The 25,178-nt window shown below is 37.2% G+C and carries 24 protein-coding genes; 11 read left to right on the forward strand and 13 right to left on the reverse strand.

The window, feature by feature from the left end; translation table 11 throughout:
• The first annotated feature begins 52 nt into the window (after positions 1–52).
• Genes ACYQ0E_RS10580 through ACYQ0E_RS10600 form a run of 5 tightly spaced genes read left to right on the forward strand, consistent with a single transcriptional unit; the run spans position 53 to position 4,422 of the window.
• Positions 53–1,426, forward strand: a complete 1,374-nt coding sequence (locus tag ACYQ0E_RS10580) for a trimethylamine monooxygenase (RefSeq protein ID WP_460188194.1) — start codon at positions 53–55, stop codon at positions 1,424–1,426.
• Between the two features lie 34 nt (positions 1,427–1,460).
• The gene (locus ACYQ0E_RS10585) at positions 1,461–2,030 is read left to right on the forward strand and encodes a dimethylamine monooxygenase subunit DmmA family protein (protein WP_460188195.1); all 570 of its coding nucleotides are present in this window, start codon (positions 1,461–1,463) and stop codon (positions 2,028–2,030) included.
• Positions 2,030–2,980, forward strand: coding sequence for a PDR/VanB family oxidoreductase (locus tag ACYQ0E_RS10590; protein ID WP_460188196.1), 951 nt, complete (start codon positions 2,030–2,032; stop codon positions 2,978–2,980). Before ACYQ0E_RS10585 ends, ACYQ0E_RS10590 begins: the two co-directional genes overlap by 1 nt.
• An 11-nt stretch (positions 2,981–2,991) precedes the next feature.
• Complete coding sequence (locus tag ACYQ0E_RS10595) at positions 2,992–4,011, forward strand: heme-dependent oxidative N-demethylase family protein (protein WP_460188197.1); 1,020 nt, start codon at positions 2,992–2,994, stop codon at positions 4,009–4,011.
• 54 nt (positions 4,012–4,065) lie between these two features.
• Complete coding sequence (locus ACYQ0E_RS10600; RefSeq protein ID WP_460188198.1) at positions 4,066–4,422, forward strand: cupin domain-containing protein; 357 nt, start codon at positions 4,066–4,068, stop codon at positions 4,420–4,422.
• Between the two features lie 95 nt (positions 4,423–4,517).
• Here the strand turns inward: ACYQ0E_RS10600 and ACYQ0E_RS10605 are convergent, their stop codons facing one another.
• Positions 4,518–5,444, reverse strand: coding sequence for a histone deacetylase family protein (locus ACYQ0E_RS10605; RefSeq protein WP_460188199.1), 927 nt, complete (start codon positions 5,442–5,444; stop codon positions 4,518–4,520).
• Positions 5,445–5,471: 27 nt separating this feature from the next.
• Here ACYQ0E_RS10605 and ACYQ0E_RS10610 point away from each other — a divergent pair, with 27 nt between their 5' ends.
• Positions 5,472–8,159: a bifunctional acetate--CoA ligase family protein/GNAT family N-acetyltransferase gene (locus ACYQ0E_RS10610; protein WP_460188200.1), complete on the forward strand. Its 2,688-nt coding sequence runs from the start codon at positions 5,472–5,474 to the stop codon at positions 8,157–8,159.
• 122 nt (positions 8,160–8,281) lie between these two features.
• Here ACYQ0E_RS10610 and ACYQ0E_RS10615 read toward each other — a convergent pair whose 3' ends face one another.
• The 11 genes from ACYQ0E_RS10615 to ACYQ0E_RS10665 form a co-directional block, all read right to left on the reverse strand.
• A complete protein-coding gene (locus ACYQ0E_RS10615) occupies positions 8,282–9,121 on the reverse strand; it encodes a DUF3379 family protein (protein ID WP_460188201.1) in 840 nt (279 codons plus the stop codon).
• The gene (locus tag ACYQ0E_RS10620) at positions 9,121–9,648 is read right to left on the reverse strand and encodes a sigma-70 family RNA polymerase sigma factor (protein ID WP_460188202.1); all 528 of its coding nucleotides are present in this window, start codon (positions 9,646–9,648) and stop codon (positions 9,121–9,123) included. The genes ACYQ0E_RS10615 and ACYQ0E_RS10620 overlap by 1 nt, the downstream gene beginning before the upstream one ends.
• 75 nt (positions 9,649–9,723) lie before the next feature.
• Complete coding sequence (locus ACYQ0E_RS10625; RefSeq protein WP_460188203.1) at positions 9,724–10,554, reverse strand: ATP-binding cassette domain-containing protein; 831 nt, start codon at positions 10,552–10,554, stop codon at positions 9,724–9,726.
• Positions 10,554–11,576, reverse strand: coding sequence for a FecCD family ABC transporter permease (locus tag ACYQ0E_RS10630; RefSeq protein ID WP_460188204.1), 1,023 nt, complete (start codon positions 11,574–11,576; stop codon positions 10,554–10,556). The genes ACYQ0E_RS10625 and ACYQ0E_RS10630 overlap by 1 nt, the downstream gene beginning before the upstream one ends.
• On the reverse strand, positions 11,569–12,534 hold the full coding sequence (locus ACYQ0E_RS10635) for a YihY family inner membrane protein (protein WP_460188205.1): 966 nt from the start codon (positions 12,532–12,534) through the stop codon (positions 11,569–11,571). The genes ACYQ0E_RS10630 and ACYQ0E_RS10635 overlap by 8 nt, the downstream gene beginning before the upstream one ends.
• 314 nt (positions 12,535–12,848) lie before the next feature.
• Positions 12,849–13,175, reverse strand: a complete 327-nt coding sequence (locus tag ACYQ0E_RS10640) for a twin-arginine translocation signal domain-containing protein (RefSeq protein ID WP_460188206.1) — start codon at positions 13,173–13,175, stop codon at positions 12,849–12,851.
• Positions 13,176–13,380: 205 nt separating this feature from the next.
• Complete coding sequence (locus ACYQ0E_RS10645) at positions 13,381–16,209, reverse strand: bifunctional diguanylate cyclase/phosphodiesterase (RefSeq protein WP_460188207.1); 2,829 nt, start codon at positions 16,207–16,209, stop codon at positions 13,381–13,383.
• A 14-nt stretch (positions 16,210–16,223) separates the two neighbouring features.
• Entirely contained in the window at positions 16,224–17,465 is a 1,242-nt protein-coding gene (locus tag ACYQ0E_RS10650) for a hypothetical protein (RefSeq protein ID WP_460188208.1), read from the reverse strand.
• Between the two features lie 2 nt (positions 17,466–17,467).
• Entirely contained in the window at positions 17,468–17,917 is a 450-nt protein-coding gene (locus ACYQ0E_RS10655; protein WP_460188209.1) for a substrate-binding domain-containing protein, read from the reverse strand.
• A gap of 32 nt (positions 17,918–17,949) precedes the next feature.
• Entirely contained in the window at positions 17,950–18,516 is a 567-nt protein-coding gene (locus ACYQ0E_RS10660; protein ID WP_460188210.1) for a DJ-1 family glyoxalase III, read from the reverse strand.
• Positions 18,517–18,561: 45 nt separating this feature from the next.
• Positions 18,562–19,932 carry a S41 family peptidase gene (locus ACYQ0E_RS10665; protein ID WP_460188712.1) on the reverse strand — a complete coding sequence of 457 codons (1,371 nt, stop codon included), beginning with the start codon at positions 19,930–19,932 and terminating at the stop codon, positions 18,562–18,564.
• 172 nt (positions 19,933–20,104) lie between these two features.
• Between ACYQ0E_RS10665 and ACYQ0E_RS10670 the strand changes: the two genes are divergently transcribed.
• Positions 20,105–20,431, forward strand: coding sequence for an ArsR/SmtB family transcription factor (locus ACYQ0E_RS10670; RefSeq protein WP_460188211.1), 327 nt, complete (start codon positions 20,105–20,107; stop codon positions 20,429–20,431).
• A gap of 19 nt (positions 20,432–20,450) precedes the next feature.
• Here ACYQ0E_RS10670 and ACYQ0E_RS10675 read toward each other — a convergent pair whose 3' ends face one another.
• The gene (locus ACYQ0E_RS10675; protein WP_460188212.1) at positions 20,451–20,582 is read right to left on the reverse strand and encodes a hypothetical protein; all 132 of its coding nucleotides are present in this window, start codon (positions 20,580–20,582) and stop codon (positions 20,451–20,453) included.
• A 178-nt stretch (positions 20,583–20,760) separates the two neighbouring features.
• Here ACYQ0E_RS10675 and ACYQ0E_RS10680 point away from each other — a divergent pair, with 178 nt between their 5' ends.
• The 4 genes from ACYQ0E_RS10680 to ACYQ0E_RS10695 all read left to right on the forward strand — a co-directional run bounded on the left by ACYQ0E_RS10680 (position 20,761) and on the right by ACYQ0E_RS10695 (position 25,022).
• Positions 20,761–21,621, forward strand: coding sequence for an HDOD domain-containing protein (locus ACYQ0E_RS10680; protein ID WP_460188213.1), 861 nt, complete (start codon positions 20,761–20,763; stop codon positions 21,619–21,621).
• 119 nt (positions 21,622–21,740) lie between these two features.
• The gene (locus tag ACYQ0E_RS10685; RefSeq protein ID WP_460188214.1) at positions 21,741–22,136 is read left to right on the forward strand and encodes a hypothetical protein; all 396 of its coding nucleotides are present in this window, start codon (positions 21,741–21,743) and stop codon (positions 22,134–22,136) included.
• A gap of 119 nt (positions 22,137–22,255) precedes the next feature.
• On the forward strand, positions 22,256–24,283 hold the full coding sequence (locus tag ACYQ0E_RS10690) for a copper resistance system multicopper oxidase (RefSeq protein WP_460188215.1): 2,028 nt from the start codon (positions 22,256–22,258) through the stop codon (positions 24,281–24,283).
• A 28-nt stretch (positions 24,284–24,311) separates the two neighbouring features.
• A complete protein-coding gene (locus ACYQ0E_RS10695) occupies positions 24,312–25,022 on the forward strand; it encodes a copper resistance protein B (RefSeq protein WP_460188216.1) in 711 nt (236 codons plus the stop codon).
• Positions 25,023–25,178 lie beyond the last annotated feature (156 nt).

Consider the following 25,178-nt stretch of genomic DNA (forward strand, 5'->3'; position numbering starts at 1 on the left):
AACTTTTATTCTTTTTAAGAATTTATTTAAATTTATATCTAGGAGAAACACCATGACAGAACGCGTTGCTATTATCGGAGCTGGCCCAAGTGGTTTAGCTCAATTAAGAGCTTTTCAATCAGCACAAGAAAAAGGGGCAGAAATCCCTGATTTGGTTTGTTTTGAAAAACAAAGTGACTGGGGTGGCTTGTGGAATTATTCATGGCGTACAGGTTTAGATAATAATGGAGAACCTGTCCACTCGAGTATGTACCGTTATTTATGGTCAAATGGACCAAAAGAATGTCTAGAGTTTGCAGATTATAGTTTTGAAGAACACTTTGGAATGGCAATACCATCTTATCCTCCAAGAGAAGTACTTTGGGACTATATCAAAGGCCGTGTTGAGAAAGCAGGTGTGCGAGACTATATCCGTTTTAATACGGCTGTAAAAAATATCACTTATAGTGAAACCACCGAAAAATTTACCGTAACCGTACAAGACTTTTTAGAAGATAAAATTTATTCAGAAGAATTTGATTATGTTATTACTGCGTCGGGTCACTTTTCAACGCCTAGAGTTCCTGAGTTTGAAGGATTTAAAGCATTCCATGGTCGAATCTTACATGCACATGACTTCCGTGACGCGGTAGAGTTTAAAGATAAAAATATCTTATTAGTCGGGGCAAGTTATTCCGCAGAAGATATTGGTTCTCAATGTTATAAATATGGTGCTAAAAACATTACCACCTGTTATCGAACAACGCCAATGAACTATAAGTATCCAGATAACTGGGATGAAAAACCTTTATTAGAACGTGTTGATACTGATACCGCTTATTTTGCTGATGGTACTTCTAAAAAAATTGACGCGATTATTTTATGTACTGGTTATTTACACCATTTCCCTTTCTTACCAGACTCTTTGCGTTTAGTAACCAACAACCGTCTCTGGCCTCTTAATTTATATAAGGGCGTTGTTTGGGAAAATAATCCAAAGTTCTTCTACCTTGGAATGCAAGATCAGTGGTACACATTTAATATGTTTGACGCTCAAGCTTGGTATGTACGCGATATTATCCTTGGTCGAATTCCTCTACCAGAAACCAAAGAAGAGATGGCTGAAAATTCAATGGCTTGGCGTGAAGCTGAACTCAAACTCGAAACCGCTGAAGAAATGTACACTTTCCAAGGTGATTACATTCAAGAGTTAATTGATGCAACAGATTACCCTAGCTTTGACATTGCTGAGGTTAATAAAACATTCTTAGAATGGAAACACCATAAGTACGAAGACATCATGACTTTTAGAGATTACTCTTTCCGCTCTATTATGACGGGCACAATGTCTCCTAAACATCACACTCCATGGCTTGATGCTTTAGATGACTCTCTTGAAGCCTACTTAACCATTTCACCTGAAGAAAAGTTAGCCGCAAACCAATAAGGATAGATAAGAATGAATTTAATAGGAGTGTCTTATGCAATCTGCATCAACGATGAAAAGTAAGCCTTTCTACCCACCAATTAACATTAATGATTCTATTCAAAATCACCTATTCATAGCTGAATCAGGTGCTTTTTCAGAGTTAAGTGAGACTATAGACCAATGTAAAAATGGTGAAAAAAGTTATTGGGTCGTGGGCGATACCATCTCAGAAAACTTAGAGGACAAGGTTTCGGTTGTACCAATTAGTCAATTTAAAGAAACCTTTAGTGATCTATTTGCCAAGCTACCTTTTTCTAGCAATATTTATATTGCTGCTCAAACCGAGGCTTTTTTGTGGGATGTTCACAATTTAGCTGTTAAAGCAGGTTTAGCAGAGGAGCAAATACAAAAAATAAAACCTCTTACTAATCAGCGTCGTTTATTCTGCACGCACTGTTACACCATCACAGATGGTGTCACTCAAACACCATTTGAGTGCCCAGGTTGTCATCGGCTTTTATTGGTAAGAGATCATTTTTCTACGATTCATGCGGCCTATGTAGGTGTGCAAATCAATGCTGAAGACCCTAACGAAACTCATCCAATAGAGGAGTTAAATTAATGAGTAATACAGCAATAAAAGTGATTGTTAGCGCAATAAAAGAAGTTGCGCCAACGATTCGCGAATTTACCCTAACACCTGCTAATGGTGCGTTTTTTCCATTTTCACCTGGCTCAAATGTGGTTGTTGAGATGAGCGATGGTGACAAAAAAATTCGTAATGCCTATTCATTACTGAGTGATCCACGCGATTCGAGTGAATATCGAATTGCTGTTCGTTTACAGCCCAATTCACGAGGTGGTTCTATATTTATGCACAAAAATGTGCATGAAGGTAGTGAGTTAATCATTTCACCCCCTTCTAATCTGTTTCTACCTGACTGGCGAGCAAAAAAACATATTTTTCTTGCTGGTGGTGTTGGGATTACCCCTTTCATGTCTTACATTCCTGAAATGCTAAGACAACAAGCTGACTTTGAACTGCATTATATGTATCGCAGTACACAAACCGGCGCTTATATAGATTATTTAAAAGAAACCATTGGTGATAGGTTACACGCATACGATTCAGCCCTTTCAAAAAAAGCCGATGTAACACAAATTATGTCTGATTCAGTTCAAGGAACACACATTTATATTTGTGGACCAGAATCGTTAATTGACTCAGTTCTTGATTATGCAGAACAGTCAGGATGGCCTAAATCTCATATTCATTACGAAGTGTTTGCTGCACCAAAACCTGGAAAACCGTTTTTAGCCGAGTTACAAAAATCGGGCAAAACCATCTACGTTCCAGAGGATCAATCTTTATTAGAAGCCTTAGAGGCTAATGGAATTGAAATTCCAAACATGTGTCGTGGTGGAGTTTGTGGGCAATGCGCTAGTAAAGTCTTAGATGGCGAAGTTGAACATAGAGACAATTTTCTTTCTGAAAAAGAACACGCTGAAAATAATTGCATTATGCCCTGCGTTTCACGCGCTAAATCAAGCCGATTACGTTTAGATATTTAAAGGAAAACACAATGAGAGTTGCACCAAAACCTATACAAACATTCAGAGAGGACTTTACCTACACAAACAGCGAAAAAGCTGTAGAACGTTTTCCATTCCCTTTTCCTGACGATAATTATATGTACTCAGTTAATATTGAAAAGCATGACTTACCCGGTGAAAAAGGGTCAGTTTATGAGCATTTATTTGATATTGATGAGCACTATTTGTCCGAAATGGCAGAACGTCGCCAAGTATTAAAAGAAAACGCAAAAAGATGTTTAGTCATGGACCATATGGATTTGGCTTGCTGGGATTTTATTGACCGAGCAATGACAACCATGTCGGCCGATTACCCAGAATATTTTTCATTACAAAAAGACGGTGATAACTGGACTTGGGAAAACAAACTTCTCGAGATCAAAGATCACTTTACATTTGGAGACAGCAGCACTTTACCAGAACCCCCGCTTGTATACATGGGGTGTCAAGTTCAAGGAGATATCGCATTACTAGATCAACGAGACAACGACCTGTTTATGGATGCAGGCATTATTACCTGCCCCGCAGACTGGTCACTAGCATTCAACGTGGGTATGAGTTTCTCTCAATGGCATGGTCCAGTGCCATTGGCGCATGAAGCAGGTATTTTTGACCGTGCTTTAAAATACCTAACCGCCATTCCCGTAAACCAACCTGTTCGTCGTTTAAATTGGACTTTAACCATCAATGCTCGTATGGATTCTTCACCAGAAACCTATACTAACTGGGGTTCAGATAGAGCTGGCATTACCACTGAAAACGTGGGAGAAAAAGTCTATTTACGCGTAGAACTACAAATGATGGATCGCATGCCTAGAAGTAACGCACTACTTTTCAGTATTCGTACCTATCTTATTAGTATGGAAGACTTGGTCAAAAACCCTGAATGGGCACACCGTATGTATTTAGTCATGAAAGGTTTGCCTGAAGAGTTAATTGAATACAAAGGAATAACCCGTTACCACCCAACTTTATTAGAATGGTTAAAACAGTACGAGCTGAAAAAATAAATATTATTCAGTCATTTAATCAGAATAAAACCTTTTAAATAAAGGAGAACAACCATGGCGATGACTCACTACCAACAAGCCACAAAACGTACTGATATTCGTACCATGGGGGTTCAAGGTTCTAATGCATTTCTAAGCGATTTAGTCGTATCTAATGATCCAGATAAAACGATTGTAGGTGGTTTTTTCAAAATGGAAAAATCAGATAATCCTTTAATCTATGCTTATGATTACGATGAAATGAAAATTATTGTTGAAGGTGAAATGATTATTTCTGATGAAACTGGGCAAGAAGTCTATGCCAGTGTTGGTGATGTTTTCTACTTTCCTAAAGGCAGTGTCATTACCTTTCAATCACCAAGCGTTGGTCTTGGTTTCTTTTGTGGGCAAAGACGTGAAGGTGAAGGTTAATAATTAACCTTACACCCTAAAAGTTCTTTGAAAAAAAGTCTGATTATACTCATTTGCATCAGCGGACTTTTTATACTTTCTTTTGGGCATTAAGATTAAAAATCTAACTCAAATAAACTTTTAATATGTTCCGTTGCAGACACCCGTAAAGCACCTAAATCATATCCCCCTTCTAAAACCGATATGATTTTGCCATTGCAGTGTTTATTAGCTAGTTTTATAACTTCTTGGGTTATCCATACAAAATCAGTCTCGTGCAAAAGTAGATTACCCATAGGGTCTAAAGCATGGGCATCAAAGCCTGCTGAAATAAAAATAAGTTCGGGTTTAAAAGCATCTATCGCTGGCAAGCCAATTTCTGACCAGGCCTGTCTAAATTCTTCAGGTTGACCGTATTTATTTAAGGGCATATTGATCATATTATCAATATCGGATACTGGCTCAACAAACGGATACAGAGGGTATTCAAAACTGGACGCTAAAAAAGCCCTTGGTTCACGCCTAACAAAATCTTCTGTTCCATTAGCATGATGCACATCAAAATCGACAATGGCAACACGCTGTAAACCGTATTTTTGTAAAGCATAGGCCGCTCCAATAGCGACATTATTAAACAAACAAAATCCTTTGGCTTCGTTATATTCAGCATGATGCCCTGGTGGTCTGACATTACAAAAAACCCTTTTGTCATTGCCAGATTGCACGGCATCTATGCCATCAAGTACGGCACCAACGGCATGTCGTGAAGCGTTAACAGAATCTTTGCATAAATGTACATCTTCAGCCACTTCCACCACACCTTGTTGCGGCGTATTTTTCTCTAAAAAAGAAATTAAATCTGGATGATGAAAAAGCGTAATCTCTTCGTTAGTGGCGGCACGAGAATCTGCATGCAAAAACCAATCAAAAAGTTGACCGCTGATAAGAGAATCTTGAATTCTTTGAAGGCGTTCGCCTGTTTCTGGATGATCAACACCATTGTCATGTAAGATACATTTATTACTAGTAATATATAGATTCACTCGCTACTTCTCTTTAAAGGTTTTATTATGGGTCCACATTATCTTACCAATTTATTTAAACCAAACAGCATTGCAATATTTGGTGCTAGCGAACGACCAGACTCTGTTGGCGGAAATGCTTTTCATAATCTGCTAACGGCAGGTTTTAAGGGGAATATTTATCCTATTAATCCTAAGCATGATCAGGTTCAAAATCAAGTCTGTTATCCAAATATTGACGATTTACCCACCGTACCCGATTTAGTTGTCATTGCTACTCCAGCCAAAACTATCCCGGCAATTATTCAAGCTTGCGGTAAAAAAGGCGTGGCAAATGCGGTTATTTTGTCGGCGGGTTTTGAGGATAAAGCAGGTAAAGTACTTCAGAACAAGTTAACTGAAATAGCTCGTTCTTATGGTATGCGCTTAGTTGGCCCAAACTGTTTAGGTATTATGAGACCTGATATTGGCTTAAATGCAACCTTTAGTAAAAACCAAGCGGTAGAAGGTAATTTGGCGTTGGTTTCACAATCAGGGGCTATTTGTACTGCGGTATTAGATTGGGCCGAGGCCAATAATGTAGGGTTTTCACAAGTAATATCTACGGGTGATGCCGCCGATGTTGATTTTGGTGAAATTCTAGACTTTTTATCACTGGACCCCAAAACAAAAAGCATTTTACTGTACATTGAAGGTATTTCAGAATCTCGCCAGTTTATGAGTGGTTTAAAATCAGCCGCTCGTATGAAACCTGTTATTTTATTAAAATCAGGACGTATGCCTGAAGGCTCAAAAGCCGCTGTATCACACACCGGTGCTTTAGTGGGTGGCGATGATGTCTTTAGTGCCGCTATTGAACGTTCTGGTGCGGTACGTGCGCAATCTATTTCTCAGCTATTTGCTGCGGCAAAATCTTTAACCCAAAATATTCAAATTAAAAGTAACCGCTTAGCTATTTTAACTAATGGCGGTGGTCCTGGTGTTATGGCAACAGACCGCGCGGTTGAGTTAGGTTTAAAACTACCCGATTTAAGTGAAAACAGCATAAAACGATTAAATGAATTGTTGCCAGAGCATTGGTCACATGGCAATCCAATTGATATTTTGGGCGATGCCACAGGTGAATGTTATACCAAAGCGTTAGAAATTTGCCAAAATGATGAAAATTTTGATGGCACTTTAATTATTCTGACTCCACAAGCGATGAGTGACCCAACCGGCATTGCTCAATCTATTATTGAATATCAAAAACAATCCGATAGTGATAAACCTATCTTTACCGCGTGGTTAGGTGAGTCTTTAGTAAGCGATGGTCGCAAATTATTTAGTCAGGCAAAAATACCCACTTTTCGCACACCAGAAGCCGCAGTAGAAGCCTTTAGTTTTATTGCCACTTACCATAAAAACCAAGCTTTATTAATGCAAAGCCCAGCCACGGCCGCTCAATGTTGCAAACCAAGCGACACTGTTGGTGCTCGCACCATTATAGATTCAGTATTATCAGAACATCGTACGCTTTTAAGCAGTGCCGAAACCCGTGCCATTATGCACGCATTTGGGGTACCCATTACCTCAGCCGTTGAAGTTAGCAGTGCAACGCAAGCGATGGTTGCCGCAGAATCGTTGGGTTTTCCTGTGAGTTTAAAAATTAACTCTCCTGACTTAACGCATAAATCGGACGTGGGTGGTGTAAAGCTTAATCTCACCGATGTGCATGAGGTGCGTACAGAGTTCACCAAAATGATAGAGCGCATCACTAAAGAAAATCCCAACGCAAATATTTTAGGGGTAACGATTGAACCTATGTTTAAACGGCCTTATTCTCGTGAATTATTGGTTGGTGTGATGCGTGATCCAGTATTTGGACCGGCCATTACGTTTGGTAGCGGCGGTACGGCCGTAGAGGTGATTAAAGACCGTTCTATCGCCCTGCCTCCTCTTAATCAATTTTTAGCCAATAAAATGATTACAGATACCAAAGTATCTAAAATGCTAAAACCTTTTAGAGGTTACCCAGCAGCGAATCATGAAGCCATTGTTAATACCTTATTACGTATTTCAGATATGGTGGCACAATTGCCAGAAATTCAAGAATTAGACATTAACCCGCTATTTGCAGATGATCAAGGCGTTATGGCCGTTGATGCCCGTATCACGGTTAAATCGCTCCATGCAAATCACAAACCGTATCAACATATGGCCATTCATCCGTATCCAAGTGAGTTAATCCATGCTATTGAAACGCCTAAGGGGTTAAATATTCAAATACGCCCAATTCAACCAGAAGATGCCGAACTTGAGCTTGAGTTTGTAAAAAGTCTTTCTGAACGAAGCCGATACCTGCGTTTTATGAATAGCATGAAAACACTCACACCTAAAATGCTTTCTCGATTTACTCAAATTGATTACGACAGAGAAATGGCGCTGATTGCAACTACGCTCGATGCAAACAATAACACGATTGAAATTGGGGTAACACGTTACACCACGAATCCAGATGGAAAATCTTGTGAAATGGCCATTGTGGTGCGCGATGACTATCAACATCAAGGTGTGGCCAGCGCATTACTTAACAGCTTAATTCAGCATGCACAATCAAAAGGATTGCGCAAAATGGAAGGTGAAGTTTTAAGCGAAAATAGTTCAATGCTAAACTTGATGAAGCAATTTAATTTTAAACTTAAAACAATGGCTGAAGATCGAAATATTGTTCAAATTGAGTTAAATTTAGACTAATTTTTAAATCACTTAACCATAAAAAAACCATTTTACCAGGCCTGGTAAAATGGTTTTTTGTGTTCTTTATTCTAAACTTTAAGCGTTTAAAGGCAATCGTAAAGCATCTTAATTCAATCCTTTTAAGTAAATTTAACCGCTTTAAAAAAGCGTGATTGTGCAATTGAAACTTGTTCAACACTATTGCCAATAATAGCTACTATGCCACCTTTAACCGGTATAATTTCTCCGTGATAACTACTTTTTTGAAAGGCTTTTATGGCCGCAAGTTGCTGACCTGGAATAACCATAATCGTAATAGGTTGACCATTTTCTTGCATAACAATATGCAGCCCTTTTTGCCCTGCTACATCACACATTCCAGCATAACTCATACCTTCAACAGGTTTATTAAGTTGTGCACCGACACTTGCAAATAATTCATGCATTTCGGCTTCACTATTTGGTAGTTTAACCCCAGTCATTAATGCTGGGTCTTCAGCAATATGAGCCAAAATATGCTCAACAATCGCATCGCCAGAAATGGCTTTGCTTGAGTGATTGGTTTGTAAAACCGTAAAAAATAACAAAAAGGCCGCAATACCAGCTGCAAGCCCTGTTGACCAACCGCTAAAAATTCTTGAAGACCTAGAGGCTAATTTTGATTTCGCACTAAGATGAGGAGTTACCTCTTGCGCCTTATTCTTTTTATTGCTTGTGCCCTGTACGCTTGCTGACTCGTCTGGTTGTAGCGTTTCTTCTTCTGCCAATGTATTTTGCTGATAACTTTGATTTAGCAAAATTCTGGCATGTAAACCTTCAGGTATTTCGATATCTAAAGTATCTGATATCTGTTTATCAAACTCTCTTACCTTTTGTACACAGGCTTTTTTATCAGGATAGGTTTCTAAAAAATCAAGCATCTCCTCATCTAATTGATGCGGATCAGTGAGCAATTTAGTACGAAATTTTATTTCATTCATTAGTTTGCCCCCTCTTTATTCGGTAAATCAAATTCGGTTATTTCGTTATTCATCATCTGTTTTAATTGTTTTCTGGCTCTAAATAAACGCGTGTTTACTGTTGGCAGTTTTAAATTTAATTCTGCGGCAATTTCATCACCACTAAAACCCCACATCACTTGTAAAATAAGAGGTTCTTTATATTCAATGGGCAGTTTTAAAATCATGTAATGAAGCTGATCTTTTTCTAAGTGATAACTGGGTTCATTGTGATAATCATCTTCCGCCAAGCTTTCTTCTAACTCTAATAATTGAGGTTGATACTTTTCATATAAGCGGGCATTTTCACGTCTTAAAATGGTGATTAACCAAGCTTTGGCGGCCTTTTCATCCTTTAAACTGTCTATTGACTTCCAGGCACGAGAAAACGTTTCTTGCACTAAATCTTCAGCAAGCGGTTTTTGTTTGCATAGCCAGTAGGCATAACGATATAAGTCGTTTGCATAAGCCGAAACCAATTGCTCAAAAAAGCGGTGTGTGTTTTGCATAGTGACTTCTCAAGGGGTAAAAACAAAGTAACAGTTATAAGACCTAGTAATCTTTAAAATATTACGCGACAATCTTTAAAAATATTCATTTTGTAGATTTTTAGGCAAAATAAAGGGATGTTTAAAACCCTCAATATGTGTGATTTGAACATCTAAGTTAAGGGCTTGTTGAATGGTTTGCGCGGTCAAGACATTTGTCACTTTACCTTGTTTAAACAATTGTCCTTGGTTAAGTATTAACACATCATCGGCTATTTGTGCACATAGGTTAATATCGTGCAAAACCATAATAATACCCAAACCTTGTGAAGCCAATTGCTTAAACAGGTGCGCAAGAGATTGCTGGTGATGTAAGTCTAGATTATTAGTCCACTCATCTAAAAACAACCAACGGTTTTTAAAGGGTTTTACCAGGCCTGTATCAAACGATTCTATTGGCCAAATTTGCGCTAAAACTCGGGCTAATTGTGCCCTTTTTTGTTCACCGCCAGACAGCTGCATAACATCACGTTGCGCCAAGTTTACAACATCACAAGCCTGCATAACGATTTGACTAATTTCTTTTATTTGCTGTGCATTAATACCTTGCTGAACTTGGGCCCCAAGTTCAACTAATTCTTGTACGCTAATAGAAAACGCAGGACTTTGTAATTGGGGTAAAACGGCTCTTTGTTGTGCTAAATCGGCATAATCCATCTGAGCCAAAGGTTTGTTTTGCCAAAAAACACTGCCTATTATCGGTTGTAATTCTTTGCTTAACAAAGCCAGTAAAGTTGACTTACCTGCACCATTCTTACCTAAAACAACATGAATTTTTGCTGATGTAAACTCACAGTTCAATTGGTTAATTAAGGCTTTTCCTTGCACTTGATAACTCAGTTTTTGGCATTTAATGACGGTTTGCATTATTTGATCCAGCCTTTTCGCTGTTTAAGCAACATCGCTAAAAAGAAAGGGCCACCCAATAACGCCATTAAAAGCCCAATAGGGAGTTCTGCTGGTGTTATTAATGTTTTAGCTACCCAATCAGCAAAGACTAAAAGAATAGCACCTGCTAAGGCACTTAATGGAATTAATCTTCTATGGTCAGAACCAACCCATAAACGCACTATGTGTGGCACAACTAATCCTACAAAACCAATCACGCCAACCGTAGCAACGGAAATACCTACCATAAAGGCCGTACCCCACATCACTTGCCATTTAATATGTTTGGCATTAAAGCCCATATGTAAACAAATGTTTTCACCTAGCATGTAAGCATTTAATGGTTTGGCTAATCGCCATAGAAGCAAGGTAATAACTAAGGTAATAAAACTCACTATTGTTACAGACGGCCAATCGACATTAGCAAAAGATCCCATCATCCAAAAGGTCACACTACGCAACTGGCTATCATCCGAAACACTAATTAACAACTGAGTAGCCGCACCTGCAATAGCATTTATGGCAACCCCCGCTAATAACATTAGAGCCACGTCTGTTTTGCCGTATTTTGTGGCGATCGCGTAAATAAAAAAGGTGGCTAATGCAGCACTGATAAAAGCAACCAATCCCATTTGCCAAAATTGAATGTCATGCCAAAAATAAGAACCTAAAACAATAACAAAGACCGCGCCTAAAGCGGCACTGCTAGAAACCCCAATTAAACCTGGTTCGGCTAGCGGGTTTCTAAACATGGCTTGCAATGCCACACCGGCAACCGCTAAACCTGCGCCAACCACCATCACTAAAATAAGTCTGGGTAAACGTAATTCCCATAAAATGGTAGATTGTTGTGAAGATAAACCGTGCAATAAAGCAGATAGATCTATCTGTAAACTGCCTGATAACAGATGCAATAAAGCCCCAGCAAATAACAATAAAACAAGCAAACTAATCGTTTTTACCAGGCCTGGTAAATGACTTTTATTAAGTAGGTTATTCACCATTTGCCTTTATATTTTCTACTTTATTCTCTGGCTCTACAACCGAAGATGTGATGTGGGGTTTGTGTGAATTCATATTCATTAAAGTCACGACTACCGCCCCATTCCAAATAACAATAAACCAAATTAAATACAACCAAAGTAAAAATAACGGAACCGCGGCAAAGGCACCATACACAACGGCATAAGTAGGAAACCATTCAACATAAGCCGCAAAACCAGTCTTTAATAGTTCTAATTCAAGCATGGCAAACAAGCCACTAATTAAAGCCATTTTTAAAGGAACTTTAACAATGGGTACTAACTTATAAAGAGCCGTAAAACCAAGCCAAGCTAAGATGAGAGGCACTATTTTCATACCTGAAGTGAGCTTATCTATAAAAGGGGTCGTTTCTACAAACAGCGGTAACGCCAGTAAGGACGAACTGATTACTAAACTTAACCCTAATAACAGAGGGCCGAGCAAACTAATCCCTAAGTATTGAATAATAGTCACCCACCACTTACGTTGTAAGCGATGTGACCATAACCCATTAAGCTTTTGATCTACTTTCCACAAAAGCATTAAGGTTGTAAACAACATAACAACCAAACCGGGGCCTTTTAGACTGGCCGCCGCTTGTGAAAACCGAAAAATATATTCTTCAATTACAGGTTGTGAGTTAGGCATTAAGTTACGTACCACTTGCTCCATAACTAAGTCTTCAAATGAATCAAAATAACTTGATACAGAAAAAAGCCCTAACATTACAGCAAGCATAGGTACGATACCGACTAAAGAGGTATAAGCCAAAATAGCTACGGCATCGGTGCCTTGACGGTTTCTAAAATGAATAAATACGCGTTGCCAAAAACGCCAAGATAAAATCTGTTGCAGCAAACCAAAAAAGGAAACGGCTTTTACTCTTGCTTGCTGCTCAGGTTTATTTATTGGTGGATTTATAGGTTCTTTTAACAAGCCATACATCCTTAGTTTATTGAAAATTATTTAAATTATTATCGCATAAACACTTAATCATATTAGACAAAGATAGGTTGAATAAATTAGATAAAAATCAAACAAACCGTCTGATAATTTCATTTTACCAGGCCTGGTAAAATGCGAGGGAAGGCACTTACAATCTAAATTAAATAGGTATTAAGGATCTTGCTTAAAAAATTGTGATTTCAAACAATAAAAAATTAACTTTATAAAACGAACAAGTGCGCACAAGCACACTTGTTAAAATAAACATGATGTATAGTAAAACTCAGTTAAATTAACTTATTTTATTATGAGGTAGAGCCACCACATTTACCTTCTGGTTTTTTACCGCCGCAACTGCCTTCTGGTTTTTTACCACCACAACTGCCTTCTGGTTTTTTACCGCCACAACTGCCTTCTGGTTTTTTACCACCGCAACTGCCTTCTGGTTTTTTACCGCCACAACTGCCTTCTGGTTTTTTACCACCGCATTTGCCTTCCATGGCTACTTGCGAATAGCCTGATTCCATCGCCTTAAATCCAAATGGATTCTCTGAAGCGGAAGCGGCTCCTGACACACCGACAACAGTAGCACCAGCTAATTTTAAAAAATCTCTACGGGTATTTTTTTTCATGCTTGTTCTCCAACTTCTGATTTTAAAATAATAGTATTTTTACAAAGATTCTAATGAGAGTGGTCGGTAAGTACTGAGGCTGACCTATTCAATTACCAATAAGGATAAATTCCTTTAGCTGTCAAACCACTCAAGAAAAAGACTCTTTCTATACAAGACCATATAGAATTATTTTTATTTCACAAAATCAAATTATTTTATGAGGTTATTTAGAAGGTAAGAGTTTACCCTCTGGTCGACCAACAAAGTACCCTTGTGCATAATCTACATTAAGCTCTGAAAGAACATCTAGAGTTTCTTTATCTTCTACAAATTCAGCGATTGTTTTCATACCAAAAGCTTGAGCCATTATCACTACACTTTTTATAAAGGCTCTGTTTTCAGCACTGCTTACAATATTATTAACATACGAACCATCTAACTTAACGTAAGTTAATGGGAGTTTTTTCATATAGCTAAATGAGGAATAGCCAACACCAAAATCATCTAAGGCTATTGAAACGCTTATTTTTGTTAGTTGTTCTAAGTTTTTTAGAACCTGAACAAAATTTTCAATATAGGCTGTTTCTGTTAATTCAATAATAATATTTTTAGCCGGCATTTCAGATTCTCTCATGAGTTCTGCAAAACGAACTGAAAACAATTTTTCTTGTAAACTCGGTGCGGATACATTAATTGAAAAACTTAATTCTGGTTGCGTTTTAAGGGAGAGCTTCATAAAGTCAAACACGTGTTGAATAACCCAAGAATCAATTTCTCTTATTAAACCCACTCTTTCAGCTATGGGTATAAAGAGTCCCGGAGACACCCAGTTACCATCTTCATCTTTTAATCTTAAAAGACTTTCATAATGGCTTACTTTTTGATTTTTTATATCTAAAATAGGTTGATAAACTAATGTAAACAGATCTTCTTTTAAAGCCTGTTTAATTAATCTCATGGTATTGTGTTCTTCTTGTAAATCGCTTAGTTGATCGTCTTCGTAACTAAAGATATGCCAATTTTTTAAACCTTTTTTCTTCGCTTGATACATGGCCATATCTGAATGAACAATCAGTGATTGCTCATCTGTACCATGTTCTGGGAACACGGCGCCCCCCAAGCTAACACTGTATTCAACTAAACGAGAATCAGATAATTTTATTTGACGATTTAGTTGTTCTGATAAGTTTTCTAGTACGTTAGGCAAATCATTAAGAGATATTCCAGGCATAACAATGGTGAACTCATCTCCCGCTAAACGGCAAATTGAGTCGTGATTACGGGTATGACGTTTTAATTGTTTTGCGATATCAATCAACACGGCATCACCCGCTAAATGCCCATAAATATCATTAATTTGTTTAAAGCGGTTAACATCAATAAAAATGATTGCACCATCCGTATCTTGCCCTAGAATTTTATCTAAATCATTTTTAAAGGCCCGACGGTTACCAATTTTGGTTAAAGAATCGTTATTAGCCAACCAATTTAAAGCCATTTCATCATTTTTACGTTGGGTAATATCCATACCAATAGATAAAACTTGATCATTGCCTATGTCGTCTTTTACGAGCGTATGTGTCCATGCTAATGTCAGTTTTTCGCCTTTACTGGTTTTCATATTCGCTTCGTGTTGAAAACTTTCTAAGGGCTGTTCTTTAAGGTGAATAATACCCTCGATAAAGATTGTCTTATCATAGTTATTTGCAAACATATCTAAAAAATGATCAACCGTTTTAGTATCAAATGAATCTGAAAACAGGTGGTTATCGTTCATAATCTCATAATCATAAGACTGAATCACAATGTAAAGATTTGCGTTATCAAATAAACGTTGTAAAAACTCTTTTGAACGTGTCAACATTAATATTTGGTTTTTTAGTTGCTCTTCTGAAAGCTCTACCGCCAGATGCAAGCTTTCGAGTTCATTCGCTAAATAAACCGTACTATCTTCGAGCTGTGTGATTTCATCACGGATCTGTTTTTTTGGAGTCTTTATTAAACTTATAGCTGATTTGTAACGATGTTTAGGTAGCAACTCGAGAGCTTGTACAATCTTTACTAATCGTTGAATAGGCCCCATCATAAGAAAAATAAGCAAACTTTCAGCTAAAATCCAACCAACTAAACTGGTAGAAGCACCATTTATAATCTCCTGTTTTAACTGCTCTTGACGTTTAGATTCATTAATAATACTCATAAAATAGGCCGGTGAGCCAACCTGAACATAATTACTAGGCACCATATTTCTTAGAAAGTAATCTGTGTTCCATAGGTTCCATAAGCTAACGCTAGGAACATCTAACATACTATGGTTTTTACTGAATTTTTCTACATACGGGTATAAATCATTAAAACGACTAATTGCCCAAACATGTACATTCCAATTTGTTAATAAATTGCCTTCTTTGCCTTCTTGATTTGATTTGTTATATTCATTATTTTGAATTAAAACCGCTAAGTCTGAAGAGCTTACTGCATGATAACGTGTAATAAGATCAGACATGTTTTGACCTAAAACCAAAACACCTAATTGGCCATCAGAAAAGATAAAAGGTTCCATTACAAATTGAATACAAGAGCTTTCACAAAATACAAAGTTTTGTGGTTTCTCTTTGGCTTGCTGACTAAATAAACGAGTAGAGCGCCTTAGACTTTGAAGCTCGTCATTAGTAAATAATTGATTAGCTTCGGCAATACGTTTGCCCTTATTATCAATAACAGCAACATAATCAATACTAATATTGAGGTTCCATGAATACCATTGCGCTTTTAGATAATTATTGATTTCATTAGGATTGGTTGCTTTATCTTTTTCATAGTTTTTGATTTGAGGATTATCTATGATTAATTGAGCATGTTGGGAGAGTTTAATGTAGTTATCAGTAATCAACTGATCAAGAATTTTTTGATGGTTTTCTTGGCTTTGTTTTATATCAAATTCATAGGTGTGTATATTTTGGTAAATACCCTGAGATATCCAAGCAAAAGCAATAATAAACAATATAACACTGAGCAATATTACCGCTTTCCATCGAATACTGATATACATAATTCAGTAACGACCTAGAATTGATATGTGAGTTGCATGGAGTAGGTTTTCCAGTATTTTTTCATTGCTATATTTTCTTCTCCATCAAATACAGGTAACCAAGCTGTGCCTTCATTTGAACTGACTTCTCCAGCTAAAGTTAAATTATTATTAATTAACCATTTCAAGCCAAAGGTTAAGCCCTTACTGTAATTATGATAAGGATTATTAGGACGCGTTGAATCAATACTTAGTTTATTAATATCAGACAAATAAAGCTCTTCATAACGAGCTAATGCATGAATATGTCTGCTTGCAAACCACTCAGTTTGAAAGTAAAGCCCTTCTGTCGTTGGTTGGCTATTATTATTTTGACCAATAACTTCAACATCTATACTGTTAAATACATTTAAATATTCTGCGGTAAATAACCAGTCATTATAGCCATACTGCACGGATGCTAAAGCAAATATAGAATCTATACCCCCACCTGTTGCGTAGTCTGCGTAGCTACCTTGCCCGCTAGTAGCAACATAGTCTTGAATTGCTGCAGAAGTTGATTTAGCTCCATTCATTTTTGCTTTTACATGAATTGCACTTAGCCCAAAGGTTAATGGGTTTTGTGTGTTTAGATTGTAAGTAATATTAAAACCTTGTAATTCAGCATGTTTAACTTTACCTTGAACATTTTCACCAAATAGATAATGTTCCATAACTGAACTTTCTATATCACGATTACCTGCAAAAACATTCCAATTCAAATCACCAGATTCTGTAGCGTAACTTCCATACAAACTAACACCATCCGTTGCCAAAATAACATCTCTAAAAGAATCAAAATAGACTGAGTTAGGCACATCAATACCCGGTCTACTCGATGGGATGTCTCGAACAGCATTATAAAAACCAACCGGGTTTTTAATTCTTCCAGCACGTATACCAAAATTAATTTTGTCATTGCTATAAACTAAATAGTCGGCTAGCAGAAAATCGACCTGTAAACTACCATCTGCAGACTCATCTTTTGTGCGACTTAACAGCTGACCTGCAAAACGTAACTTTTCATTTTCTTCCCAAGAACCATTGATACCAATTTCTCTAAAATCAAAACTTCCATCTTTTGATGCGGTTCCTGCATAAGGGTTTTCTGGACTGTAAACATAACCTTGAGAAACAAAACCATGAACCACACCAGCACTTCCTACATCAATCGCTTGAGCTATAACTGAGTGTAATAATAAAGTTAAAAGACTTAATTTTTGTATTATATTTCTCATATTCATTTACCTATCACCAGCACATTTACATCAGAACTTACATCACTGTCCGTAACGTAACCAATGGCACCAGGTGTTTCTTTTACTTTCTGAATCATTTCTTGTGAATTATTGACAACGGTAGGTGTACGACCAGTACCTGTGAATATGAGTCGATTCCATAATCTTTCTAACAGATGGGGTTGAAGTTTCATTTGTGTAATGACAAATTGGTGGTGAAATTTCGAATTTGAAGGGAATGTAAATACTTTAACTGGCTGTCCATCACTCCAGTTTTTAATTTGCATCGCATAAATACGACCTAAGGATTGGGGGCTGATTTCTTTCGTCTTAACGGATGGATTCACAATCACGACTGTACCAGCATAACTCGTCGAAATGCCTAACCACATCAATAAAAGCAGAAGACTAACTTGTAAAAAGTTAAATCTACTAAATAAACTTAAAGTCAAATCGAACCCTTTTATGCATTAATTTTTATACTTTAAGCATAACTGCGAACTAGAGATACTTCAACTGTATTTCGCATTTTTTCGCCCATTAAAATCTGCAATATTTCTAAAGCAAAGTTCATTGCAGTGCCTGGTCCACGAGAAGTTATAACATTACCATCTCTAACTACCGCATCATCATTTACATATATCATGCCTGTAGCAGGGTTTTTATCGATTACCCCTGGATAACTTGTCGCTTTTTTATTATCAAGCAATCCAGCACTAACTAAAACCTTAGGAGCGGCACAAATAGCCGCTACTATTCCATTATTTACGACTGTTTTTTGCAATAAAGCAATAATCCGCGGGTCTTCATTTAGGTAATCTGCTCCTGGTAAACCTCCAGGAAGCACAACCATGTCAAAAGAATCACTAAGAACTTCATTTAATGTTTTTTGAGCGATGAGCTGAACACCACGACTGGCAGTAACCATTTTATTTTCATCAAGACTTGCCGTAACAACTGTAACCCCACCACGAACAAGAATATCAATAATCGTTACGGCCTCTAACTCCTCGCAACCTTGGGCAAGAGGCACTAATACTTTTTTAGGCATAATCAATACCTCCTAACAAATAAATAACCGCTCGTAATATCTCTACTATTTAGCCATTTTTTGCGCTAAAGCCATTGCTTTAACAAGACGTAAAGCCTCATTTAATTCATAGTCTTTATCTAATAAAGCATTTAGCTCTTTTGTGGCTTTGGCTTTTTTATCATCTTTATTCACTTTAGCATCTTCTTCAGCATCACTGTTTTCTAGATGTCCAGCCAAGTCACTTTCTTTAATATTAGTTAAATTATTTTTATTTACTTTTTCCACTTTAACCAAATCAATTTCAACATCAGGTTTAATACCCTCAGCCTGAATAGAACGACCTGATGGCGTAAAGTAACGCGCAGTAGTCACCTTAATAGCCGCGCCATTATTGAGTTGCATTAATGTTTGTACCGAACCTTTACCAAAACTCGTTCTTCCTGCAATAATGGCTCTTTTGTCATCTTGTAAAGCGCCCGCAACAATTTCAGATGCTGAAGCTGAACCTTCGTTGATTAATACAACAATTGGCTTGCCTTTCATAATGTCGCCCTTTTCGGCTTCAAAACGCATTTTTGAATTTTTAATACGGCCTTCTGTATACACAATAAGCCCATCATCAATAAAGGCATCAGATACTTGCACAGCTGCGTTTAAAACTCCTCCTGGGTTATTACGTAAATCCAAAACTAAACCTTCTAAAGGTGCACCATTTTCTTTATCTAACGCTTTAATCGCTTTAATTAAATCTGGGCCTGTACGCATTTGAAATTGACTAATTCTTACATAACCAACATGATCTTTAAGTAAACGTTGTTTAATGCTCTTCACTTTAATAACGGCACGAGTCAATTCAATCTTTAGCGGTTTATTTTCACCCTTGCGCACAACGGTCAATTCAAGTTTAGTACCAGGCTTACCGCGCATAACTTTTACAGCTTCACTTAAGGTTTTACCCTTTACCGGCTCTTTTCCAAGTTTAATAATTAAATCACCAGATTTAATGCCCGCTTTTTCTGCTGGAGTATCATCAATTGGTGAGATCACTTTAACAAAGCCGTCTTCCATTCCGACTTCCATACCTAAGCCACCAAATTCGCCACGAGTATGTTCTTCCATCTCTTTAAAGTCTGAGGGAGGTAAATAAGCAGAATGAGGATCTAGGCTTGAAAGCATGCCACTAATTGCACCTTCTAAAAGTTTTTTATCATCAATTTTATCTACATAGTCATGTGAAACACGCTCAAATACTTCTACAAAAGCTCGTAACTCTTCTAAAGGTAAAGTTACTTGCTGACTTTGAGCCACTGTATCTGGTGCAGCTTCTTTGTCAGCCCATACCGTTGTTCCTACAGCAATCAACGCTCCTAGAACAACGCCAGAGCCAATTAACATGACTTTTTTTAGTCCAGTTGTATTCACACATCTCTCCATATACAGTTTGTATTCCATTTTACTATCAATCAGTTAAATAACTAAAATGGTATAATCCCAAAAATAATTTGTTCATTATAAATTAACTTTAGGTGACAGATTGAACGGATTTCATATAGAATTCAAGGTAAATGCAAGAACCTATACACCTTAAAAATAAAAAGAAAGTAAGATGAAAATAGAAGATAAGCCAAATTTTGAAATGAAAGAAGACAATATCAATAAAGCTTCTAAAGCTTTAAAAGCAATGGGACACCCTTTGCGACTTAAAATCCTTTGTGTCATTGGGCAAAAAGAATTACCCGTAATGGATATTGTTAAACAAGTCGGTACAACTCAAAGCAACATCTCTCAACACATTGATATTCTTAGAGAAAAAGAAATTATTACCTCAAGAAGAGAAGGGAGTAAAATTCTTTGTAAAGTACGCGATCACAATATTCTTTTACTTATGGATGCAATGCAACAAACGTTTTGTCCTGTCGGAAAAACTAATTAAAAACACCTCTAAAACAAAATTATTGGAGTTTACCAACCATCCAAACTCCATCAGTTTTAGTCGTTTCTAAATTGATTAACCCAATATATACCGCAAAAAATAAATCATACTGGTAATTTTTTCTGTCATTTAACGGAATAATTAAGCTCATTTATTCGCCTAGATCATACAAAACTACATTTAAATACTAAAAACTACACCATTTTTAATTTTAAATATTATCCATTTAAAGTATTTTGAGATAAACTTAAGCAACACATTAAGCAATTTTGCATTCTTAAATGCATCTTTAATTTAAGTATTTCACTTTAAAGGGTTAACACGCCAAAATGCAGGAAGAACTCGCTAAAGCTGCTCAAATCCTTTCAAAATCGATCATACCTTCTATTCCAGAAGAAATTATTCGATTAAAAGAAGAATTAAACCAAAAATACCCAAACACGGTCACCATTGCTAACTTAATCAGCCACAACCCCGAACTATTGGGCGATTTTTTAACCTTGGTAAACACCAATATCACCAATGAAAATACTGAAATAAAAGATGCCAAAGCCGCTGTAAATGTTTTAGGCCTTGATGAAATTTATAATATCTTTTTATCAAGCGGCCTTACAAATATCATTGCCCAATCACCTGCTGAAAAAGCCGTTTTACAACAAGGTGCTAAAATAGGTTTGGCTTGTGCAGAGCTCTCATACTGGGTGTTTGATGTTTCCCGTTCAGAAGCTTATATGGCTGGGTTAATGCAGGATGTTGGGGCTATATTCTTTTCTCGTGCAAAACCTGGTGTTTACCAAGAAATTTATAAATCACAAATTTCAAACCCCATCTCTGCTTATGATACCGAATTACAACAATTTGGTACAAGCCATGCTCATTTAGGTACTTTTATTGCAAAAAAATGGCATATTAACAGCGATGTTTATAAGTCAATTCTTTTACACCATGACCCGGATTATGCCAATAAACTCGCCAGCAATCAAAAGGTTAGGAATTTAGTCGCTTTAATTATGATTGCGAACTACGTCGTTTCATCTACTTCTGACGACCAATACATTACTCAAGAACTAAAAGAATACCGAAATCTTGGTCTTAGCCAACTCAAACTTCCTGAAAATGCGCTAACGTCTGCTTATTCAGCGGTGAATAAATGGGGTAATTCTATTGGCTTGTCTACCGGTAGCCATTAATTTGATAAGATCAATTTATCAAATCCTTACTTCAACTTTCAGCTATCCCTAAATAAATTATGGTTTTTTAATCACTCTATTACTTGTATGATGACGGTAAGCACTTTGGAACAAGCACGATGTTTATTCGGTTAATTTTAGTCATATTTTTGTTACAAACCTTCTCGACCAGCGCGTCGGCATGGGTTGGAATGTCTGACTTTAATAAAGCTGAAATGACACAAATGCATATCGTTCATGACGTTATGTCCCAAGAAAACATGCTCTCTTTTGAACAGTCCCCTTCAACAAACACACACAATCAGATGGCTCTAATGGATTGTTGTGATGACACAATGATGCAAGGTGACAGTTGTCATAACTTTTTTTGCCAATCATTTCATGTAACCAGTTACTTTTATCCGTCAACATTACAAGTAAATAATACATCCACTAAATTTGATTTTGATATCCCCACAAATATTGAAATTATTTACTCAAACAGCCAACCTGAAACACCTCCTCCTCTCGCTTAACTCTAGCGAATTGCACTCAAATCCAATTTATATATCAATTTCATTTTAAAAAATGAAATAAACCGGTGTGCTTTCCGCTTAAAAATTTAATTTTATTTTTATTTTTTTAGGAGTTCGAGATGAATAATCCAACACAACCCAATAAGCAAGAATCTTTACAAACCTCTATGAATCGCCGTCAATTTGTTCGCGGTATTGCTTTATCCTCTATCGCTTCAGCAGTTGCAACTCATATTCCTTCAGCCTTTGCTAACGGAGAGTTTTCAACCATTAAGGCCAGTAATAAAAATCCAAAACATCCTGTTTTAATAGGCTCTGAATTTAATCTAACAATCAGTGAAAAAAGGGTCAACATCACTGGAAAACCGAGCATAGCCAAGGTTGTTAACAACTCACTACCCGCGCCAACCTTAGTTTGGCAGGAAGGTGATACGGTTACTATTCACGTTAAAAATAATCTTAATGTTTCTACCTCTCTTCACTGGCATGGCATTATTTTGCCAACCGGTATGGATGGCGTACCTGGTTTTAGTTTTGACGGCATTAAACCCGGTGAAACGTTTACTTATCAATTTAAAGTTCAACAAAATGGAACCTATTGGTATCACAGTCATACAGGCTACCAAGAACAATCTGGTGTTTATGGCTCTATCGTTATATTGCCAAAAAAACCGCAACCCATTGATTCAGACTATGACTTTGTTGTACAGCTTACTGATTGGTCCGACGAGGCTCCTGAGGCCATCTATGCCAACCTTAAAAAGATGGGAAGCTATTACAATTTTAGCGAAAGAACCGTTGGCGATTTTTGGGATGAAGTCAAACAAAATGGTTTTTTTAAGGCCTGGAATAAGAGAAAGATGTGGAATGATATGCGAATGTCTGATCGTGATATTTCTGATGTTACAGGTGCAACTTACACCTATTTAATGAATGGGTTATCACCTAGTGCTCACTGGAGAACGGTAGTAGAGTCTGGCAAAAAAGTGAGATTACGTTTTATTAATAGCTCAGCCATGACTTTTTTTGATATCAGAATCCCTGGTTTAAAAATCACAGTTGTAGCCGCTGACGGTAACTTAATTCAACCCGTTGTAGTTGATGAATTTCGGATCGGAGTTGCTGAAGTCTATGACGTGATTATAGAACCAGACACACAAAAGCAACCCTATGCTATTTTCGCGCAAGCCATTGATCGTTCTGGATATGCCATTGGTTCAATTACCTCAGATTCTAATCAAATTGCAGAAACCCCAACCATGGATCCAAAACCTATCCTGACAATGAAAGACATGGGAATGAGTCATAACATGTCTGATATGAAAGGCATGGAGGGTATGAGTGATATGGATATGAGCCATTCATCTCACGATATGTCTGGTATGAAAGATATGGGTGGAATGGAGATGAGCCATTCACCTCACGATATGTCGGGCATGAAGGGTATGGGTGGAATGGAGATGAGCCATTCACCTCACGACATGTCGGGCATGAAGGGTATGAATATGGACCATTCTTCTCATGATATGTCTGACATGAAGGGTATGCACTCTCCATACGATTCTCACAATAAGAATATGAACATGAAAATGGATAATATGGTTATCCCTATGGACATGAATCCAAAACTTCCACAGATGAAAGTACCCAGAAAAAATGGACCACAAATTGATATGCGAGCTATGGGAGCGAGCTATCAATTAGATGACCCTGGAGTCGGGTTAAGACACAATGGTAGAAAAGTACTGACCTATGCCGACTTAAAAAATCTATACCCTACCCGCAGCGAACCTAAACCAACCAAAGAACTCATATTACATCTAACAGGCAATATGGAACGTTACATGTGGTCTATCGATGGAATACCTTTTGATGAGGCACCACCTTTAAAATTTAAATATGGAGAACGAATCCGTATTACTTTTATAAACGACACAATGATGAATCACCCTATGCATTTGCATGGTTTATGGAGTGATTTAGAAAATGGAGATGAAAATCACATACCTAGAAAACACACCATTATTGTACAACCAGGCTCAAAAATAAGTTACCGCGTCACGATGGATGCTAAAGGTGACTGGGCATTTCACTGTCACATGCTGTATCACATGATGGGCATGTTTAGACGTGTGCAAGTACGTTAAGAAAGTTAAGTATTCTAGGAGAATTTACATGAAAACATTATTGAACAATATACAAAAAACAACTCTATTATCAACCTTAACCATTGCATCACTCAATGTATATGCTGGTGGAGAGAGTGATCCATTACTCACAAAAGTATTGGTAGATAAACTTGAAGTTAGCTCACAAGCCAACACCCCCACTTCATGGGATGCAACGGCCTGGATTGGTAAAGATTGGCATAAACTGTACATAAAAAGTGAAGGAGAAACAGGCAACGGCCAAACAGAATCTGAAAACCAATTCCTTTATAGCCATCCAGTTGATAAATACTGGGATATTCAAGCAGGTTTAGGTTTTGATACAACACCAGATCATAATCAATCTTGGGGCATTATTGGGCTTCAAGGATTAGCACCCTATTTCTTTGAAACTAACGCTGATTTGTTGGTCAACAATAGCAACGCTGGGCTAAGGTTAAGTACCGAGTATGAAGCCTTATTGACTCAAAGACTCATTCTTACACCAAGTATTGCCATAAAAGCTTACACTTCAGATGACTCTAAAATGGCGATTGGTTCTGGACTATCCAGCACAGATTTATCAATTAGATTGCGGTATGAGTTCAACAGAAAGTTTGCACCCTATATTGGAATTAAATTTAATCAACTCTATGGTACTACTGCAGACTATGCAAAAAATGAAGGAGGACAAACTTCTGAAGCAAGCATTGTTGCGGGTTTAAGATTTTGGTTTTAGAAAATTTAAAAATGCACGCAAAAACCAAAATGGCATTTGGCATTAATCATTTTTTAGTAGAAGTAATTTGCTAAAAAAACTAAAGATGGTGGGCCCTCCCAGACTTGAACTGGGGACCTGCCGATTATGAGTCGGTTTTTCAATGTATTTAACTAA

Source organism: Thiomicrorhabdus hydrogeniphila (genome assembly GCF_054656895.1).

Excerpts from the sequence above, each read along its gene's own strand:
- ACYQ0E_RS10675 (WP_460188212.1), bottom strand. The coding sequence starts at position 20,582 with ATGAGCTTAATTATTCCGTTAAATGACAGAAAAAATTACCAGTATGAT.
- ACYQ0E_RS10680 (WP_460188213.1), top strand. The coding sequence starts at position 20,761 with ATGCAGGAAGAACTCGCTAAAGCTGCTCAAATCCTTTCAAAATCGATC.
- ACYQ0E_RS10600 (WP_460188198.1), top strand. The coding sequence starts at position 4,066 with ATGGCGATGACTCACTACCAACAAGCCACAAAACGTACTGATATTCGT.
- ACYQ0E_RS10610 (WP_460188200.1), top strand. The coding sequence starts at position 5,472 with ATGGGTCCACATTATCTTACCAATTTATTTAAACCAAACAGCATTGCA.
- ACYQ0E_RS10580 (WP_460188194.1), top strand. The coding sequence starts at position 53 with ATGACAGAACGCGTTGCTATTATCGGAGCTGGCCCAAGTGGTTTAGCT.
- ACYQ0E_RS10660 (WP_460188210.1), bottom strand. The coding sequence starts at position 18,516 with ATGCCTAAAAAAGTATTAGTGCCTCTTGCCCAAGGTTGCGAGGAGTTA.
- ACYQ0E_RS10640 (WP_460188206.1), bottom strand. The coding sequence starts at position 13,175 with ATGAAAAAAAATACCCGTAGAGATTTTTTAAAATTAGCTGGTGCTACT.
- ACYQ0E_RS10645 (WP_460188207.1), bottom strand. The coding sequence starts at position 16,209 with ATGTATATCAGTATTCGATGGAAAGCGGTAATATTGCTCAGTGTTATA.
- ACYQ0E_RS10625 (WP_460188203.1), bottom strand. The coding sequence starts at position 10,554 with ATGCAAACCGTCATTAAATGCCAAAAACTGAGTTATCAAGTGCAAGGA.
- ACYQ0E_RS10615 (WP_460188201.1), bottom strand. The coding sequence starts at position 9,121 with ATGAATGAAATAAAATTTCGTACTAAATTGCTCACTGATCCGCATCAA.
- ACYQ0E_RS10690 (WP_460188215.1), top strand. The coding sequence starts at position 22,256 with ATGAATAATCCAACACAACCCAATAAGCAAGAATCTTTACAAACCTCT.
- ACYQ0E_RS10595 (WP_460188197.1), top strand. The coding sequence starts at position 2,992 with ATGAGAGTTGCACCAAAACCTATACAAACATTCAGAGAGGACTTTACC.
- ACYQ0E_RS10695 (WP_460188216.1), top strand. The coding sequence starts at position 24,312 with ATGAAAACATTATTGAACAATATACAAAAAACAACTCTATTATCAACC.
- ACYQ0E_RS10585 (WP_460188195.1), top strand. The coding sequence starts at position 1,461 with ATGCAATCTGCATCAACGATGAAAAGTAAGCCTTTCTACCCACCAATT.
- ACYQ0E_RS10670 (WP_460188211.1), top strand. The coding sequence starts at position 20,105 with ATGAAAATAGAAGATAAGCCAAATTTTGAAATGAAAGAAGACAATATC.
- ACYQ0E_RS10590 (WP_460188196.1), top strand. The coding sequence starts at position 2,030 with ATGAGTAATACAGCAATAAAAGTGATTGTTAGCGCAATAAAAGAAGTT.
- ACYQ0E_RS10650 (WP_460188208.1), bottom strand. The coding sequence starts at position 17,465 with ATGAGAAATATAATACAAAAATTAAGTCTTTTAACTTTATTATTACAC.
- ACYQ0E_RS10665 (WP_460188712.1), bottom strand. The coding sequence starts at position 19,932 with ATGGAGAGATGTGTGAATACAACTGGACTAAAAAAAGTCATGTTAATT.
- ACYQ0E_RS10620 (WP_460188202.1), bottom strand. The coding sequence starts at position 9,648 with ATGCAAAACACACACCGCTTTTTTGAGCAATTGGTTTCGGCTTATGCA.
- ACYQ0E_RS10685 (WP_460188214.1), top strand. The coding sequence starts at position 21,741 with ATGTTTATTCGGTTAATTTTAGTCATATTTTTGTTACAAACCTTCTCG.